This window comes from Gracilibacillus sp. D59 (assembly GCF_052246695.1).
GTDB lineage: Bacteria > Bacillota > Bacilli > Bacillales > Amphibacillaceae > Gracilibacillus.
Genome location: NZ_JBQQCK010000003.1, coordinates 43,288 through 61,453, shown reverse-complemented (window position 1 = coordinate 61,453; position 18,166 = coordinate 43,288). Strand labels below are relative to the sequence as shown.

Sequence of the window (18,166 nt, the reverse complement as noted above, 5' to 3'; positions counted from 1 at the left end):
CATCTTTTCATAAAATAATTAGTATATAATGATAGTTAAAACCTTTGTTTATAAAATAAATACTGGGGAAGGAATTCGATGGAACTAAAACAATTGGAGTATTTTATCGTGTTATGTCAAGAGCTGCATTTTACACGTGCGGCTGAGAAACTAGGCATTGCCCAACCTTCTCTTAGTCAACAAATTGGTTTGTTAGAGCATGAAGTAGGAATGCCTTTGTTTGATCGCATTGGCAAAAAAAAACATACTTACTGATGCAGGGAAAACCTTGCTAGATCACAGCTACAATTTTTTCATGAGATTTCTCAGGCACGTGCAGCAATTAGCTAGCTTCAGGGATTAGAAAGGGGCACGCTCAAATTAGGCTCTCTAATCACAGTTGTTAATTACTTACTTCCTCCAACAGTTGTTGGGTTTCACAATGCTTACCCCAATGTGGAACTTTCTGTACAAGGGTTACGAACTGGAGATATTCACAAGGGACTACTACAAAATGAACTTGATCTGGGTATCACTTTTTTACCCATTGAACATGAAGATTTGATTTCCATTCCAATTTACGAAGAAAACTTTGCTCTTGAAGTACCTATAGATTATCCTCTGGCTCAAAAAGAATTTGTAACACTTCAAATTTTAAACGATACACCATCTATTTTATTACCTGAAACCTATTTCTTACGACAAGTTATTAATGAACAGTGTCGTTTAATAAATTTTACACCCAAACCAGTACTTGAAATGACCACGATGGAATCTATCATCCAAATGGTAAGCAAAGGCGTCGGTGTCACGATACTACCAAAAGCTTACTACTTTGAATGGAACTTACCACAGGCTGATTAAGAAACACGGTCTAGTTAGTCAGTGATTTAATTACTTTCCGATGCCGACTAAATCTAAGCTCGTTATGTTCGATATCAGACAATTTTTTTGTATTAGTTCATAAAGTGGTAATTTATTATTCCTTTGAACACATACGGTCATATGGAGTATTTGCATAAAAACTTTAGGGCTCTGCAGAACAGTTGGGTATTACGTCTATCTTTCACACATTCCGAACAGGAGGAGAGTAAAATACATCACTATGCATATGCTGAATCCTTTCCCAATTGCCAGGATTGGTTATGTCTGGAGAGCGGTGCTCCAGAATGGCTTGATACAGGGCAATTTTTTCTTCCAAATGGGCAACATGCTGTTTGGCTTCTTCGAGCTTAGCTAGTGCCGCTTCTTTATGATCCATCATGAGTAAGGAACGTTGCAGAATGGTCGAATCTCCTTCGAGACAGAGATCGACGTACTTTTTTATGACTTTAATCGGCATACCGGATTGCTTGAGGCATTTGATGCCATGTAGCCAGTTAATCGATTCTTCGTCGAACATCCGAATATTATTTTGATTGCGCTGTATACTTGGCACCAGACCTTTATCCGTGTAAAAGCGTACAGCGTGCTCAGTTAAACCCGTAATTTGGGCGGCTTCTTTGACCGTATGCATGGGAATCCTCCTTGGAAAATTAATTTTTTATTGCTTGACTTTGTGTAACACGAAGGCTGTAAATTTATTGTAATGCAAGTGAGCTGCAAGTGGAACCCCCCTCTGCAGTAACCATTCAGGGGCTACGCACCATTTGCATTATATATTTGACCATTAGGAGGAATTACAATGCAAACCGTAACATTAAACAATGGTATAAAAATGCCAATTATCGGCTTTGGTGTCTACCAAATTCCGAATGCTGAAGAATGCGAAAACGCAGTATATGAAGCGCTGATGACCGGTTACCGCCTGATCGACACCGCCGCCGGTTATCTGAATGAGGAAGCGGTAGGACGCGCGATCAAGCGCAGCGGCGTACCGCGTAAGGAGCTATTCATCACGACCAAGCTTTGGGTTCAGGATGCCGATTTTGAGAGTGCAAAGCTGGCATTTTCCAAATCCTTGAATAAGCTACAGCTCGACTATCTCGATCTATACCTTATTCATCAGCCTTTCGGCAATTACTATGGCGCTTGGCGTGCAATGGAAGACATGTATCGTGAAGGCAAGGTCAAGGCAATCGGTGTAAGCAACTTCTTGCCCGACCGACTGATGGACCTCATCGTGCATAACGAAATCTTGCCTGCGGTCAACCAAGTCGAAACGCACCCTTTCTACCACCAAATCGACAGCGCTGCTTTTATGAAAGAGCAAGGAATACAGCACCAGTCGTGGGCCCCGTTTGCTGAAGGACTTAACAACATGTTTGGCAACGATGCGCTGGTATCAATAGCCGAAAAGCATAACAAGTCCGTAGCCCAGGTCGTGCTTCGCTGGCTTGTTCAACGCGGAGTCGTAGTTATTCCAAAATCGGTTCGCAAAGAGCGGATCGTTGAAAACTTCAACATTTTTGATTTTGAGTTGAGCGAAGGCGATATAGAGCAAATTTCCACTCTCGATACAGGAGAAAGCCTTTTCCTATCGTACCGCGATCCGGAAGTCGCCAAAATGATGGGCAACTGGAGAGTGGAATTGTAAAACTTGATTAAACTATATTCTCATCATGCATTTATCCTCACCAATGTAAGAAATGACAAGGCAGGTTCCCCTTGTCCTTTTTCTATACTAGATTAAAGCTTTGTACACAAGACTTTTCAGAAGAAACAAGGAAACCGAAGTGAGGTATATGAATAACTGGAAAGCGTGGAAGCAAGAGAAAAGTTATCAAAAATTGTTTGGACTGGCACTACAAGTAGAATAGGAAATAGATTTTCTCAAGTTGCAACTCTTACGTTACTCTATCAAATAACTGGTTCAAGCTCTGTGACAAGCTGATCAGAGTTAAGTTGCTTAATCGTATCACGTAATTGTTTGGCCCAATGGTTATGCACGTCCATTGTAAATAATGTATAGTCGAGCCAACGCAAGCCTTTTTTTCGGCTGCTTCATGTCCTATATGTCAAAATTAATCTCTTCTTGTTCTGGTAATAACACAGATTTAAAATCAGGTAATTCTTCGTTAGTCATATCCCAGCGCTCCTGCAATACTGTAATTGACTTATGTCGCTTTTTCAACCATTTGATTTTTCAAAGTGATCCTGTCCAGATCACGGTCCCTGGAAATAGCGCATCGGATCAAACATCGACGGTTCATTAATTAAATCCCATTGCACATTAGTCGTTTTGGCGTGTCTGGCTACCAAAGCACGAATGAATCGCTTCTGTGCGTTTACACTGCAGGGATCCAGATAAGGGTTTTCTCCCTCATATGCAATGGGCGTAAAGGCAAAGAAGTTAAAGGTAACCTCGATATCATACTGTTTCGCTGTAAGTAGAAAAGCATCGATCGCACGCAATACCTCCTCAGACGGATGTCCATCGATAAAATAATATCCAATATTTTATACTATGAGCAAAAGTCATGTCAGATGAGATATTCTTAGTTTGATTGAATATAAAAACCTTCACCATAACAAATTTGTAAACTTCTAATAATGAATGAGTTAAAATTTGATTTTATTAAAGATGGCAGTCTTTAGCTTTCCATAGAATTTCCGCAAATTAAAAAACAGCCACAACTCTTATCTAACAAGGGTTATGGCTAAATATAAAAATTGAGTCTTGCAGGTCAATTTCGCGCTGAATTCACTGAGACCATTAGCTAAGTTATTGACGTTATGCAACCATTTAGTTGCTCATTGAATACGTATTTTCTCCTATTTTACCATAAAGGGAGACTTCAATCAGTTAAAGTTTAGACTCCCGATTTGTACAGCACAACTTATCAGGATGTTATCACTATCAAAAAATTTATAAAAGGCATAGCACCTTCTACTGATGTTATGCCGCTAGTTATGAATTGTTAAGCTATATAATGTATCTCGGCCAGGTCCACCAGTGGTCTCGCCACTTGTTGGACTTGTTTATTAGGAACAGAGCTTGCTCTAAGTTACTTATTCAGTTTCTGCTGCATTTCTTGAATAATGGTGTCAGCTCTCCGCAGACAATTGTCAATACGGAGTGCCTGGCACCATAGCCCGAGTGAAGGAGGCTGTTCTTCTATTTTTTATACAAAAAATTCCCAATAAATTTTATGAACTCCTCATATGAAGAAGATTTATTCCGCTGATTATACCACTTTCGAATCGTTTCTACTAACCAAAACGGTACAGAATTTCCATCAATTAAATGATAGTATTGTTGATATCCTTTTTTTAGATGTTCCCATCTGAAATCATTACCTGGTAGTATGTATTCAGAAACATCAAGTATCTTTGCTCTTCCGTTTTGAAGTAAAATATTTTTTAAATGGATATCACGTGGGTTAAGCCCCTTAGTACGAACATATTCTCTTGCATCTTCTACGTCATTTATAACTTGTTCTGGAATATGAATCCCTTGTAAAATGCAGTCAAAGAGAGTCTTTCCTTCCTCATAGCTTAAAACAAGGTATTCGTCATAAGCAGCAAAGCATGTTGAAAAAAAAGGTGAATCCCCTAATAGCCGGTAAACATTTGCTTCAACTTTTACTTTGGCTATTTTGTCCTCCGCATATTTTTTAAACGCAAAAGTTGGAGCAATTAAAGATTGAAACACAGCCGCATCTGTCCCCACACCTGTACATTTCAGGTCATCAGCATCTCCACTTATGGTTACAGGCTCGTTATTTGGATTTGAAATAACTGTAATTTTGGAAAGAGAATTCATTGCTATATCCCAATCGTTTACCATATAAACTCCCCTTTCATTACATGGATAAAGGTGACCCCATAGCTCTATCAGGATGCTTAGCGTCTGTTATCCCCCACTTACTTTCTTCGTTTAAGGTATTACAGACGGTTAGCGCTGTGATAAAGAGCACTTCTATCTCAATTCATCATCCAGTGGTATAATCACTTGATCCAATACCATTCTCCACTGACGCTTCATTTCTGGCCCGTATTTCAACGGTTTAGCCTCCGGGTTTGCCACTTTATACTTATCAAAATCCCTACTGTTAAGGATATCACTGATATTTGGAATAGGATCCATTCCAATCACATATTGAATGGCGGATAAATGCAGTGCATCTTTTTCTACAAACCATGTGTTTGCAAAATCTTCTACCGCATTATTTTTTTCCTCCGTAAAGAATGCTCTTTTTACGATAAAAATATCTTCCTCTTCATCTACTTCTTTATTATCTATCGCATTTAAAATGGCGCGATACACATTCTTCACGATTTCTGCCTTTTCTAGTTTTTGGAGTGCTTTTTCAATATCGTCACGGATATTCTTATTATTAGCTGAGTACGTTTCGAGTAACTTATCAATATACGTTGCATCGATATCGTAAATCTTAGCAGAATTTTCACCATGGAACTCAATATCAGAGAAATCAACATCTGGTTCACCTGATTCCTCATCATCCATTAATGATCCCTTTACCGTGTTATATACGCCTACAGATTCTTCTATTGTCATGACTTGACCTTTCAGTGTATTTGAATATTCCATATCATCGTTGTATTCATTATACGTTACGAGCGCGTCATAAGAATTATTTAATTCTTGAAAGGCCTTTACAAATTCAACGCGAGTTTCAATTGGGGTGTGTTCATTTATATTTTCTATATTAGCTGTAATCGCTTGTAATTCTTCATGCGCCTTTTTGAACCGTTTCTTTGAATCCTCGTACGTTGGATAAATCAACGTAGATTCTGCGCTTTCATCTGAATAGACCTTTGTTGCTTTTTGTACATTTTGTTCCATTGTGTATGGTTTCCTGAAGGTAACGATTAACCCCTTTGTCTTTTCGGGGTATGTCCGATTTGTTCGGGAAAAAGCCTGAATCAAATTGGCATAACTCAAATTCCGATCAACAAAAAGTGTTTGAACAGTGGGAGCATCAAAGCCTGTTAATAAACGTTCAACAACAATAACAAGATCAATTTGTTTACCAAACTCTTTAAACTCTGCTTTCTTTCGAGCTAATCGGTTATTAATATCGCCATTATAACGTTCCACACTTTCCAGGGACCAAGCTGTTTTATAATATTCATTATAGTCCTTCATAATTTGTTTCATTTCGGCTTGATTCTCTGTAGCATGACCTTCATTTTCTTCTAATGAATACGTGATCGCAATTCGTGGAAAATCAGGATCCTCAATGGTACGACCTTTTCTTATCGGGTGATCAGGAAATTCATCCCGCAGCCAATCTGGATCTTTCGTCATTTCTTTAATGGCATGGTAATAACGTTTCGCCATATCAATAGAACTTGTTGTTAGAATAGCAGATTTCTGTGGTCGACCATTTTGAAAATCGAACTTCATATAAGCGTTATCTGGACGGAATATCTTGCTAATCACTTTTTGAATATGGTCATCTCTTTCAAAAGAGGCATTGTCGATATACTTTTCCTTCTCGATTCCATTCATTTGATCAATCACATCATTTACTTTTATATCTGTTGCATTCGCATACTTTTCACTTTGACGGAGTTGATCATAAATATGATTTTTTAAGGATATCGGTTCAATGGTATCCTCATGCTCTACTTGGAAGCCTAAAACCGCATGGTCTTCTAACGCATTTTTAATGGTATAGGTATGTAAAACATCTCCATATTGGTCACGAGTCGTACGTGCTAATTGCCCTTGCGCCTGCTTTTTATTAACATTAAAAATGGGTGTTCCTGTAAAGCCAAACCAAGTGGAATTAGGAAAGAAATCTTTCATCTTTTCCATTCCTTCTGCACTTAAAGCACGGTGACATTCATCCACGATAAAAACGATATGTTGTCCTAGTAGCTTTTTAAAGCGCTGTGTACCTTTATTCTCTTCTGCCTTTTGTGCGTGACGTAATGCAGACTCTAACTTTTGACGCGTCGTAATGATGACTGCATTTGTATTGGCATCAGATAGTAACGTACTACTTAACTCTTTTGCGCTGCCAGTACCAATAATTAAACTGTTAGACCTTGCGTTACCAGAGGAGATACCTGTATTATATTCCGAAGCAAACTTTGTAAATTCTGAGGTCGTTTGATTATCTAAATCTTTACGGTCGATAAGCATAATCGTCCGATCGATACCTGGTTTTTGAGCCAATAATTTGGTTGATACAAAACTCGTTAATGTTTTCCCAGAGCCAGTTGCATGCCAAACAAATCCAGACTTATGCTGCATAGCAGATTTATATAAGGATTGGATGGCATGTATCTGGTAAGGTTGTAAGACCATTAATGTTTTATTATCCTGGTCTTCACTTACAATTGTATATTCAGCAATTAACCGATGAGCATCCGGTATATTTAAGACCTGTTTCACAAATTCATAGAGATTTTCTACTTTTTGATTGTCCGTCGTTCGCCAACTAAATAGTAATTTCCTATGCATATTTTTCGGCATGGCATTTGCAAAATAGCGTGTCGTTTGTTCATTGGAAACAACGAATAGTTGTAACGTTGAAAAGATGTTCCCACGATACATCCCTTCTTCTGCGTATTTCTTAATTTGATTAAACGCTTGAAACACACCATCTTTGGCACTCGCTTGTTTTAATTCAATTTGAACGATTGGTAACCCGTTAATTAAGAGCGTCACATCAAAACGGCGATCACGATCATCCACATGTGTTTTTTGCTTTGATATTTGGTGAACGACTTCATATGTAGAAATCCCACCCCCAATGTCACGATTCGAATATAACATCAATAACATCGGTCCTAATGACGTGTTTTCTCTTTCAATGGTAATACGAGCAATGCCATTTTCCCCTTTGAGCCATTTAGCAGCATCAAAAGGGGTTTTTGTTTTCAGCAATAGTTCGGTTTTAATCATATCAAACTCTTTATCTGTAATCGGGTGTTCGCCAATTTCAGCAAGATTGTTTTGGGTTAGTTTTTGACGCAAGTTATTCCAGAGGTCCTCTTCCGACTTTAAGTCCGGGCGATAATTCCATTGATTATACCCTTCCCCCAACACTTCTATGAGCCGACGTTCGACTTCAGCTTCATTGTTATGAGATAGCTTTGTCATGGATCTCCTCCTCTCTGTTCGTTAGACAAACATTTTTTGCAGGAAAGCTTTTTTGGTTTGTTTTAGGGTTTCTAGTTCTTTTTCTTGTAGGGCGATTGTGTCGTCTAGTTTTTTGAAGAAGTTACCGATTTTGGTTTGTTCGTCAATATTAGTTGGAATATAAATTTTCATATTTAAAAGTTCTTTTTTTGTAATACCTTTTATTGACGTTCCTTGTACATTATTCAACTTTTTTTGCAATTGGTTATATAATGAATAAGTTCCAAACCACTTATTAACTTTTAAGTTAACTAATGATAGAAAATCTTGACTTGTTGCGTATTCAAATTCCATTAATGCTATTTTGCCAAATCCAACCCTTGTTACTATAGCAATTGAATTCTTTGGAACTAATTTAGTAGCTGAATTAGTTAATCCAGTTTCAGTTATTCTTTTCTTTGCGACAATACCCGAAACTTGATGTTCCTGTAAATCAGAACTTTGAATCCATGGTATATCTCCATCCCAGTATTTTTTTATTGAAGTCCTTGGAGTCCCACCACCTATGGAATTTTCCGAAAAATCTAAAACCTTACGATGTTCCCAATCTCCAGTAAACCCCGGAATACGAATCTCTGGCACGGATTCTCCTTCTTTTGGAAACATTTTTTGCAAGAATCCCTGTTTTGTTTGTTTGAGGATTTCTAGTTCTTGCTGATGAAGAGCGATGGTGTCATCGAGTTTTTTGAACAATACACTAATTTGAGCTTGTTCTGCAAGAGTCGGAATAAAAGCAGTTATTTCTTTAAGTTTGTTAACTGCCAACCCCGGCTGTGCAGATTGACCTGAATATTGACCGAGATTCATCTTGCCAAAGAGATAATACAAAAACCTTGTTTCATTCTTTTTGTTACCTTTTACCACAATAGCATGTTCAGTAAAATATGCCTTTCCATGGGAGATATTCATGTTTCCACATAAGGCTCCTTGCCTTCCGATAAGTGCATATAATCCATCGTAATTATAAGTGTTTGTGTATCCACGAAATCCATTACCACCAAACACAGGATATTTACCTTCATCCAAAATATCCTTTGATTTAATATTCTTGCCACTTTGAAACTCCTCACATAGCTCCCCTAACTTCTGCCGTTCCCAATCCCCAGTAAACCCAGTAAACCTTATTGCTGGTATCTGCTTATTCCCCACGATTAAACACCTCTAATGCACCTTTAATCCATTCTTCGTTTTCTTTATCATATTGTAAAGAAGAAATGGTTTCATATAAGCTAGCTTCGAGTTCTGCTTGTTCTTTTTTAATGTCTTGAATGGATGAACCAATTGCGGCCATGTCCACTGGCTCTTCTTCTTCAAACGTATCGACATAGCGTGGAATATTCAAATTGAAATCATTTTCTTTGATCTCTTCAAAGGATGCTAAATAAGCATACTTCTCCACATTTTCTCTCTTTTTATACGTATCGACAATCTTATCGACATTTTCTTTCGTTAGCTTATTTTGGTTGCCACTTTTATAAAACTCTTTACTGGCATCAATAAAAAACACATCACGATTATTACGGTTTTTCTTTAAGATAATAACGGTTGTTGGAATCGATGTTCCAAAAAATAGATTAGCTGGCATACCAATAACTGCATCAATACTTCCATCTTCCAGTAATTTTTTACGAATTACACCTTCTGCAGCCCCGCGGAACAATACACCATGTGGTAAGACGATTGCCATTGTCCCTGAATCTTTCAAATGATAGAACCCATGTAACAAAAAGGAAAAATCTGCTTTTGATTTTGGGGCTAACTTCCCGTAACGATTAAAACGGGAATCGTCTAAAAATGTTTGATCTGCTGACCATTTTGCAGAATAAGGTGGATTCATCAATACGGAATCAAACGTATAAGGCTCATCCGTTGGCCAATCTTTATTTAATGTATCTCCATTACGCAAGCGCATATCTTCTTTTCTTACACCATGCAAGATTAAGTTCATTTTTGCTAGGTTAAATGTTGTTGTATTCAGTTCCTGTCCGTGATACTTTATACTCTCCGGATGGTTATTATAGTTACGTACATTCAGCATCAAAGAACCAGACCCCATCGTTGGATCGTAAACACTAAATAACTTTCTATCCTCTTGCCCAATTGCTACAATTTGAGCCATCATGTCCGACACTTTACTTGGCGTATAGAATTCACCAGCTTTCTTTCCAGCTTCAGAAGCGAATTCTCCTATTAAATATTCATAAGCATCTCCGATAACATCACCGTCATGTTCGATAACATCAATCTCACTTAATTTCTTTAGGACGTCGGAGACGGTAATGTTTCGCTGTTGATCGTCTGAACCGAGTTTTTTGGAAGTCAAGTCTACATCATCAAACAAGCCACTAAATTGATCGTATTTCGTGGACAAATCAATAAAAGCCTTATTTAAATCATTCAATTGAAAGGTATTTTGTTTCGCTTGATCAGCCAATACATTAAATAAGTAATCAGGCTCCATATGATGACCTAATGTATCGACTAATGTTTCAATTAAGTCATCTTTTACATCTTCATCTGCTAATAAATCCCGATATAATTGAGTTTGTTTTTCTTGTGTATTGTATTCTTCTGGTGATTGGTCTGCTAGTTCCACCACTTTCCCTAATAACTTATCCGATAAGTACTTATAGAAAATCAATCCTAGTAAGTAATCTTTGTATTCTGATGCATCCATTTTACTGCGCAAGCTATCTGCGGCACTAAATAGTTTTGCATTTAAATTCGACATAATATTTTCCTCGCTTTTCTATTGTTGTTCTCATTGTTTATGTAACAAATATATCAAATTCAGGGTGAAATAGATAGAAACGAGCTTGTCTTTACAGTTAATCCCTTTTAAATAACGAGACATTGAAATTGAATGTATTCCTCCCTGTAAATAATTCAAATATGGTGTCAAACCTCTCCGTGGACAACTGTCCAAAAGGAGGGACTGACACCATAGACCAATTATATGCTTCTTAAAGTTTATTTTTTGAATGATATAGTATATTCATCAATGAATTTTTCAGGTTTAAAGTTGAAGATATTAAGTAGTTCTTCTACTTTTAGTGTATCAGTATAATTAGCAGTTACAGCTTGTGAAAACTTTCTTAAGTTTTCCTTTAGTTTTTCAAGATATGGTTCATTGATGATCCTAATATTATGATTCGGAGAAGCTGCATACTCGAATTCATTTGATTTATGAATCATAATTGGTGTTTGAATATTAGAATCATCATAATTATTCTCAAACCATGTAATTGAACCATTTAATTGATTACAATCACTCTTACTAATTTTAGAAGAAGTAGCTCCGTTCTTACACTCTATAACATAGTATTTGCCGACATCCACAGACCACAAGTCATCTGGTCCTTTATTAAATTGATTTTCTGGTCTTTGCCCTTTGAAGCCTAAAACGAATGCTAGATCCATAATTGCCTGTTCAAAAATCTTTGAAGTATTTGGTTGAAATATTAGTTGCTCAATTAGCTTAGTTACAAACAAAACATATTTATTTGGATTCATATTTCCATTGTTCATAAAGTTAACTAATTGTACAGCTTGAGTAACATCTCCAGGCAATAATTTGTCATACTGAATTCCTTCTATAGGATGAATTACTTGATTATTATCCTTTACGGCAGACTTTAAAATGTGTTGTGCTTCTACAGGGTCATAAAAATGATAATATTCAGCAGCCTTTTGTTTTAAATAGCCTTTGACAAGTAGAGAATCTTCATTATTAATTAAATCTAATATCGTGGCCACAGCTTCGTTATAATTTCCTTGTAATGCATTATTATATGCTTTGCGCAAAGATATAATTTTATCATCAAATTTAACTTCTGAGTTATATTTAATCTTTACAAGAGCTCCTCTAGCTGTACTTATCCAATTTTTATCCCTATCTAAGCTATATTTAATTACTTTATACATTTCTTTTAAACCACTGCCTCGCATTTGTCTAGACAATTGATTAGAAAGTTCTATTTGTTTTCTTGTCGCAGGGGTAAATTTAGAGATTGCATCCATCACATAAAGATGATTAACAAGAGTACTTCCCATAAGAAAAACAACACAATGGTCATCTTTAGATCGTACGCCTCTACCCATCCCTTGTTCGATTTTTTGAATCTTATTAGTTGCAATTATATCGCTACCCTGTAAAATTCCTTCTTCAATTTTATCTATTTTTCTTCGTACATCAGGGAGTCTGTCTATAACTAAAACTGTACAAGCATCCTTTGGAAGATCAATTCCATCATATTTATTAACAACAACTACTAATCCTACATGTCCATTTTTTAATTCAGCTACACCTTCTTGTAAATTCCGTGCATTGAGAATCCTATCTGCAACATCTATCCAATAACTAGAACGATGATTAGATGGAACTAGTATTACAACGTTTTGTTCTTTTGATAAATACTTATAAAATTTTTTTAATTGATCATCGGTTATTTCAGGATTCAATTCTTGTGGAATGATTATCATTCTTTCACCAATATCATTGGAACTATTTGGAGTGATAGATTCAGAAATCGAGTCAGAATCAATGTCAAAATGAGAAGATAATATACTATCATCTGAAAGAGTAGCACTCATAAATATTCTTCTTTTAGCAAAATTAAAGCTAGGTATACTTTTTATCGGAAGAAATTTTGGAGAAATTTCAATGGAGTCACTTCCAATAACACAATTACACAACTCTATATTATTCTTTATCAAAGGCCAACCAAACTTTAGGGAATTTAATTCCGTATCGCTGGTATCACTATTTTTATGTAGCAATTGAAGAAGATCACTTTTATTGTCAATCCAACTCCAAAAAGGTACAGCTATATTTGCATTGGGGTCGCCAGATTCTAATTCAATAAGTCTAATTTCTGATTGTTGTTTAATACTTTCTCTAAATATCGATAATACTTCTTTATATAGATCCGTTTGTGAAGGTATTTTAATTGAGAATTGATTTTCAGCAATATCTAAGCAAGCGTGTGCGTCATCTATTATAACACTTCCCAAATTTATCTCTACTTCGTTAACACCGAAAATAGATTTTCCATTTATTAATTTAAAAATGTTAATTACTAAAATTGATTCCCCTTTTCTAAAAGATGGATCAGCTGGATTTCCAGTAACACTAATACCTAAGGCCTCTGCTTCTGATTTTACTTGTCTAACTAAATATGGATCTGGAACTACATAAACGGCTGGCCCCATTTTTTCATTAAGGCAACTTTTTAACATTAATAAACCCACAACTGTCTTACCACTACCTGTATTCATCTTGATTATTACATCTTTTTTATTTTTGTAATGATTAAACCACTTATTTAGTACCTCGGTTTGTACATCTCTTAAGTACTCTTCGTACTTTTCATCTTTCTCTGGTAATATATCAAATATTTCTCTCGGATCTAAAACAGAGTCTATTGAATCATCACCGTTTAATTTACTAAAATCAATCATTCATTTTCCCACCTTTCTATTGAATCGGTTACACTTTATTGTACAATTCTCAAAAATATTCATCTGCAATCCTTGAATTTACTTTTAAAATTATAGCATTTCTGGTCATACAGAAATTTATTACTCAAATTACGCCTTAATATGGTTCATTGTGTTTATCAAATCTTATTAAAGCATTACCATCTTTAAATTCTTCAACAAGATAAAAATGTTCTAGTTTTGCATTCTCCCATATAGACCTTGGTATATGTTCCAATAATATGATTTGAAAATCGACATTTAACTCCTTAACTATATACTCAATAAAGTAATTAAGTAACTCCATTGCGATTGTAATTTTACCTTTATCAGATTTTTTAACTTCTTCCCAGCTGAGCTTAGCCTTTTTACTTTCATACTCATCACCAAAGTAAGGTCTACTAGGTTGGTCCATTATTATCCATTGAGGGACGTATGAAGATTTTTGATTTATAATCAATTCGTGTAGTCCTAAAAACAAACATAGATGAAGAAACATATGGTTAGAACTACTACCAACTTTACTTGTATATGGTGATTTAGGTTTTCTTAATTCAAGGCTTTTTTCTTTATAATTAAATGAAGACTTATATCCCTTATAATTATCTAACGCTTCTCCACACTTATCTAAATAAGAATCAATTAATTCGTCTAATAACCTTAGAATGGATTCCCTTTTTGCGTGATATTCCATCAATTTAATTTCCTCTATTTGAGACTCCAAATCTTCTATGTCTTTGTTTAATCTATTCTTATGATCTGAACCGTACCATTGGTCACTATACAACTTCAACTTTGCTCTTAGTTCCCCTATAAACATCAACTTATCAATTTCATTTTTCGTGGTTTTGTTATTAACTGGTACATCATAGATTTCTGAGTTGATATTTTTAATTTTTTCTTCATACTCCTGAATTCTTTTTTCTACGTTGAAGTTAAAAGGGGACTTTCCAATATTATTTTGCTGTATTTGTTCAAAGTCATCATTAAGACTACTAATCAGTAGGTTCAGATCTGGTAGTTCTAATAACTTATAACTATCATTTAGTTTCTTTACTGGTTTTAAGCTATCAAGTGTATTCTTATTTAATGCTTTATAACGATTAAACTCCATTTTAAATTTCTTTAAATTCCTTATTTTCCTTATAAGTTTATTTTTTTTATATTTAAGGGTATTTATTTTTTCTATATTTATATCTATATTTTCCTCTTGATAAGTAGTGCTTAATTCATTAAGCTTGACCATTAATGTATCAAACTCTGTGATATGATAGTCTATCAGGTTATAACTCTTGGATTTATCAGCCAATTCTATTATATTATCTTTAAATCCATCTTCTTGTTTGTCAATGATTGTTTGTTTTTTTCTTAATTGCTTTAATTCTGACTTTAAAAGATTAAGTTTTTCTTTTTGCAACAAATTCTCTTCAGTCTCAATTCCAACTACTAAATCAAATATGTTTCTTAAAGCATCTCTATATCGATCAGTGTTCTGTTTATCGAAAAACACTTCACTATGATCAATAGTGTCACCTGAAAGAGTATTAAACATCAAGAAATATCTAGGAGAAATTTTGCTACCTAAAGTAATACTTTTGCCTCCAAAGGGAAATACTGTTCTCTCAGTTATACTAAATTCTTGATCAATAACCTCTTTGATTTCTGGTTCAGTGTTATTTACTTCTGGGTGCTTAGGAATGAATCCATCTGCATAAAAAAAATAATCTTTAGATACCTTCCTCTTACTCAATTGTTTCCTCCCAAGGGTATAGAGATTGTCATTAATATTAAAATTTATTCCATACCAACTTACATTTTCATTTATTATTTCTTCACTAATATTAGCTTTACTCCCAAAGAAACAATAATCTATAATACTTATTATTTCTGATTTCCCAGTACCGCTATCGCCAGGAATAACGTTCACCTTATTTTTTTGAAAATCAATTTCTCTTCTCTTTCCATTTTTCAACCAGAGTAATATTTTGTTTATATTAAATTTCATAATTCCACCCTTAATTGTAAAAACAAATTTTCCTTTCTATCAGCCAATAATTCTGCAATCCCCTTTGAGGCTTTTATAATATTATAAGCTCTTTTCCCAATATCTTTTTTTTCAATACTATTCAATAGCAATTCTTCATCGTCAAGTTCTAAAATCAGTTCTCCATTATTACTTATTGAAATAATATTCATAGAAGATAAAACCAAGACAGAATTCGCAGATATCTCCAAAAGTGAATAAAACCTTTCATTAAAATTAGAAAAAAGGTCAGGTCTTTTTATAATAAATTGATCTAGGCTTTTAACTACGGTTCTTGAATCGTTCAAATAACTAACAATACTATTATGAAAAGACAGGGGTAGAACCAACATTGATGTAGAACTACTCATCTTACCAATATGCTTTAATATATAAAATATTGAAATAGCACCTAGTATTTCGTTATTATATAGATTCGTTGAATCATATGTGAAATGATTATCCAAATATTCTTTAGTCATCTTTAGAATACCTTTCTTTCCAATCTAATATCCAACCAATACTTGGTTCATCAGATAGGGTGTAAAATCTTCCATTACTTAATTCGATACCTAATTCAGTTTCTTCTATATTGAGATTAATCTGCTGTACCTCATAATAGCATTGAGCAGCAGCATCTAGAATCTCTTCAATATCTAAATCTTCCCAAGAAGATTTTCTTAATTTCCTTTTTAATTTTAAATGATGTTTTTTATGCACAATTTCCCATTGTCTTTTTGCATCATCATTAAATTTTGCCATTTCCTCACTCGTAACTTCTGAATCTTGCAGCCATTGTTCAATATTGTTTAATAGTATAAATTTTGAAGTGAAGACAGATATAATCTCATCTTCGTAATCATCATCTTCTGTACTCAGAATTTCAGCATCAACTAATTGTCTAATTGAAAGGGAATTTTCCGATGATTCAGGAATTGGTTTTCTAGGATGCTTTAACGTGATTGGAAGTTTCTTATTTCTACCTAATTCAAAATAATTTGTGAATTTTTTATAGTATTCCTCGAAGCTTAGTGTGAATTTTTTTCCCGATTTCACTTTTTGGTAGATCATCTTTCTTAAACTGCTATCAATAGCTTGAAATACATGTTCTATTCTTCTTTCAGGAATATTTTTTTCCTTTAATCGTATATAAATTAAATCGAATAGCTTATCTCTACTAAACAAGAAGTCGATATTTTTTATAAATTTCTTTACCCACTCATCATTTTTTGAATACAATGCGTTAATATATTTATCTACTTTAGATTTTTCCTTCCCCTTTCTAGGAGTACTTAATTTAAATAGATAATCTTTAAAAGAGTCTATTGAAATACTTTCTTGTTTTAACAATTTTACTTTATTAAAAAATTCATTATCTGTTGAATTAGACTTATTTGTTACTAATAAAAATTTTGTGTTTGTTAAAAATTCTAATTGAACGTCATAATTACCTCTGTTAGAGGCATTATCTGATATTATTTCGATCCAATTACTAATGGTCTTCCACAAAGCGCTATCCTTTTCTGTAACCTTTGATTGAGTATCAATAGAATGCTTTAGCTGAATTAATGTTTGTTTACCTTCTATGGTATCGATATGAACATCATCTTTCACTTCATAACCAACAGATTGTCCCTCTTTCATTTGTAACAACTCATATAGAAAGTAATAATATTGATAATCAAACCCTATTGCTTTCTTATCAGCAGCAGTTTGTTCTTGTATAGGTTTATCATTTCTCACTGTTTAACTCACCCTTAATTCCATTGAACATAATCTTCATGTTTCAACTCTGCATTTTTGTATAAATATACAAATTTTCTAAAATAACTATATTTCGCCCTAGTAGAATAATAATCTAACATCGAAATTTATCGGTGATATTTTTGTATAAGCTAAATATGAATACCAAAAAACTCAGTTTTGCCTACTTATTGTAATCGTTCTCAAAGTTGTAGAAGAAGATTAAAACATATAGAAATCTCCCTCTCGTAGCATATATTTAGAAAAACAAAACGAACTATTGTATCTAATTTCGTTCGTATTTGCTATTACACCAATAAATTAATCATTATTAATTTACTGCACAAACTTTTTAGTATCAAGCAAAAATCCCCTTTCAAGAAAAATATTGGATAGTTTTATATTCCTGTTCTTACACAACCCGGGACTCACGGAAGAAATACCCTTTAAGAAAACATATCAAATTATACAGTAATATAGTATTATAAATTAAATCTTAATCATCAAAAATTATATAATTATGCCAATGAAGTCTTCCTAAGACAAAATAAACCCTACTTTATTACTATATTGTACCTATTGGTTTATTTTGTCAATATGTTAGCCGTTTTTTCATTAATATATTGACTTTTTTGGAACAAATATAATTATTAATTGGGCTAACTTATTCAAAAAACATATTGTGTATTTCTCACTTTTCCATTTAGTTTATATCAATTTCTAAATGGTAAGACTATTCCTGCTTGAACCGTAAGCACATAAAATAGGAGGACCCTAAAGTGAATGGCACTATTACCTCTTTCAACAACAGTAAAATCTTTAGATCTAATAAAACCACATCTTGCTTGCTTTACTTCTTTCAACCTATTAGTTACTAAAAGCAT

10 protein-coding genes and 2 pseudogenes are annotated in these 18,166 nt (G+C 34.2%); 2 read left to right on the top strand and 10 right to left on the bottom strand.

What is annotated here, in order from left to right:
• Nucleotides 1-78 precede the first annotated feature (78 nt).
• Nucleotides 79-810, top strand: a pseudogene (locus ACTWP4_RS06650) (LysR family transcriptional regulator); the annotation flags it as partial.
• A 235-nt stretch (nucleotides 811-1,045) separates the two neighbouring features.
• Here ACTWP4_RS06650 and ACTWP4_RS06645 read toward each other — a convergent pair.
• Entirely contained in the window at nucleotides 1,046-1,495 is a 450-nt protein-coding gene (locus ACTWP4_RS06645; protein ID WP_443127979.1) for a MerR family transcriptional regulator, read from the bottom strand.
• A gap of 168 nt (nucleotides 1,496-1,663) precedes the next feature.
• On the opposite strand from ACTWP4_RS06645, the gene ACTWP4_RS06640 reads away from it, so the two are divergent.
• Complete coding sequence (locus ACTWP4_RS06640) at nucleotides 1,664-2,515, top strand: aldo/keto reductase (RefSeq protein WP_443127978.1); 852 nt, start codon at nucleotides 1,664-1,666, stop codon at nucleotides 2,513-2,515.
• A 284-nt stretch (nucleotides 2,516-2,799) separates the two neighbouring features.
• On the opposite strand, the pseudogene ACTWP4_RS06635 reads toward ACTWP4_RS06640, so the two are convergent.
• From ACTWP4_RS06635 to ACTWP4_RS06595, 9 genes and pseudogenes are all read right to left on the bottom strand, one after another.
• A pseudogene (locus ACTWP4_RS06635) lies at nucleotides 2,800-3,360 on the bottom strand (beta-galactosidase); the annotation flags it as partial.
• A gap of 676 nt (nucleotides 3,361-4,036) precedes the next feature.
• A complete protein-coding gene (locus ACTWP4_RS06630) occupies nucleotides 4,037-4,708 on the bottom strand; it encodes a serine/threonine protein kinase (protein WP_443127977.1) in 672 nt (223 codons plus the stop codon).
• Nucleotides 4,709-4,840: 132 nt separating this feature from the next.
• Nucleotides 4,841-7,999 carry a type I restriction endonuclease subunit R gene (locus tag ACTWP4_RS06625; RefSeq protein ID WP_443127976.1) on the bottom strand — a complete coding sequence of 1,053 codons (3,159 nt, stop codon included), beginning with the start codon at nucleotides 7,997-7,999 and terminating at the stop codon, nucleotides 4,841-4,843.
• 21 nt (nucleotides 8,000-8,020) lie between these two features.
• Nucleotides 8,021-9,187, bottom strand: coding sequence for a restriction endonuclease subunit S (locus ACTWP4_RS06620; RefSeq protein WP_443127975.1), 1,167 nt, complete (start codon nucleotides 9,185-9,187; stop codon nucleotides 8,021-8,023).
• Nucleotides 9,177-10,769: a type I restriction-modification system subunit M gene (locus tag ACTWP4_RS06615; protein WP_443127974.1), complete on the bottom strand. Its 1,593-nt coding sequence runs from the start codon at nucleotides 10,767-10,769 to the stop codon at nucleotides 9,177-9,179. The genes ACTWP4_RS06620 and ACTWP4_RS06615 overlap by 11 nt, the downstream gene beginning before the upstream one ends.
• 239 nt (nucleotides 10,770-11,008) lie before the next feature.
• Nucleotides 11,009-13,498: a DEAD/DEAH box helicase family protein gene (locus ACTWP4_RS06610; RefSeq protein WP_443127973.1), complete on the bottom strand. Its 2,490-nt coding sequence runs from the start codon at nucleotides 13,496-13,498 to the stop codon at nucleotides 11,009-11,011.
• A 136-nt stretch (nucleotides 13,499-13,634) separates the two neighbouring features.
• The gene (locus ACTWP4_RS06605) at nucleotides 13,635-15,521 is read right to left on the bottom strand and encodes a DUF3732 domain-containing protein (protein WP_443127972.1); all 1,887 of its coding nucleotides are present in this window, start codon (nucleotides 15,519-15,521) and stop codon (nucleotides 13,635-13,637) included.
• Entirely contained in the window at nucleotides 15,518-16,021 is a 504-nt protein-coding gene (locus tag ACTWP4_RS06600) for a three component ABC system middle component (RefSeq protein ID WP_443127971.1), read from the bottom strand. The genes ACTWP4_RS06605 and ACTWP4_RS06600 overlap by 4 nt, the downstream gene beginning before the upstream one ends.
• Complete coding sequence (locus tag ACTWP4_RS06595; protein WP_443127970.1) at nucleotides 16,014-17,282, bottom strand: hypothetical protein; 1,269 nt, start codon at nucleotides 17,280-17,282, stop codon at nucleotides 16,014-16,016. The genes ACTWP4_RS06600 and ACTWP4_RS06595 overlap by 8 nt, the downstream gene beginning before the upstream one ends.
• Between the last annotated feature and the right edge of the window lie 884 nt (nucleotides 17,283-18,166).